The sequence below is a fragment of the Bacillus sp. AP50 genome (assembly GCF_040492675.1).
Classification (GTDB): Bacteria; Bacillota; Bacilli; order Bacillales; family Bacillaceae_G; genus Bacillus_A; species Bacillus_A cereus.
In genome coordinates this window covers 1-1,109 of record NZ_JBEUTW010000709.1, presented here as the reverse complement: position 1 = coordinate 1,109, position 1,109 = coordinate 1, and the positions used below count along the sequence as shown (strand labels likewise).

Sequence of the window (1,109 nt, the reverse complement as noted above, 5' to 3'; positions counted from 1 at the left end):
ATGTAATATTGTATTGTCTTACTATCTATTTATAACTCACACACTAATTAGAAAAAGGGAACTCTATGTGAGTTCCCTTTTCTAATTATGATTACAGTCATTATTTCTTTTCTAGAAATTTAAATGTATCTTTAAATTCTTTATTATTCACTTTAATATCAGCATCTTTCAATAAATCATTGACTACTTGTTGTTTCCATTTACCTGTCGTATCTTGTAGTCTTTGTTGTTCTATATCTTTACGAATTTTATCCTTTACTTCATCAAATGGCTTCAATTCTTTTTTATCCGTCACTTTAATAATATGGTAACCGTAAGTTGTTTTAACCGGCTCACTTACTTGGCCTGCATCTAATTTATACGCAGCTTCCTCAAATTCTTTCACTGTTTGTCCAGGGGCAAAACCAGATATTTCCCCGCCCTGTTCCTTTGAACCAGTATCTTCTGAATACTGTTTTGCTAAGGCAGCAAAATCTTCACCATTATTTACTTTCTCCTTTATTTCTTTAGCCGTTTTTTCATCTTTCACTAAAATGTGACTTACTTTCATTTCTGGTTTATAGTTATCTTTCACATCTTTATCTGTAACTGTTGCTTTAATTGCTTTCTCAAATGCAATTTCTGGCTTCATTTTTTCTTTTAATTCATCTTCATTTTTCAACCCAAGTTGTTCTAAAGTCGATTTAAAGTTTTCACCCATTTTATCTTTTGCTTCTTCTACTTTCTTTTTTGCTTCCTCATCTGAAACTTTATATTTATCTAGCAATGCCTTACTTAACATCATTTGATATAAAGTACTTTCTCCATATTGTTGTCGTAATTCTTTACTTAATTCTTTCTCTGTAACATTTCCTACTTTTGATGTTACTACGTTGTCTGAGGAACCACATGCAGATAATGCTAGCATCATGCATGAAATAATTGTTCCAATAAATATTTTCTTCTTTTTCAATTCAAATACCTCACTTTTATCATTATGCAAATTAACTATACACAGTCATTGTGAAAACAGTGTGTTTTCTACATGTAATTCATTTCATATGAGTTGACTATGTATCATGTATTTTCATTTTTAAATATAAATATCCTTCTTACTATGCATAGTAAGA

The 1,109-nt window shown here is 29.8% G+C and carries 1 protein-coding gene; it reads right to left on the bottom strand.

Annotated features, from left to right (window positions below; translation table 11 throughout):
- Nucleotides 1-100: 100 nt before the first annotated feature.
- On the bottom strand, nt 101-952 hold the full coding sequence (locus tag ABWK52_RS28690) for a peptidylprolyl isomerase PrsA (RefSeq protein WP_000727342.1): 852 nt from the start codon (nt 950-952) through the stop codon (nt 101-103).
- Between the last annotated feature and the right edge of the window lie 157 nt (nt 953-1,109).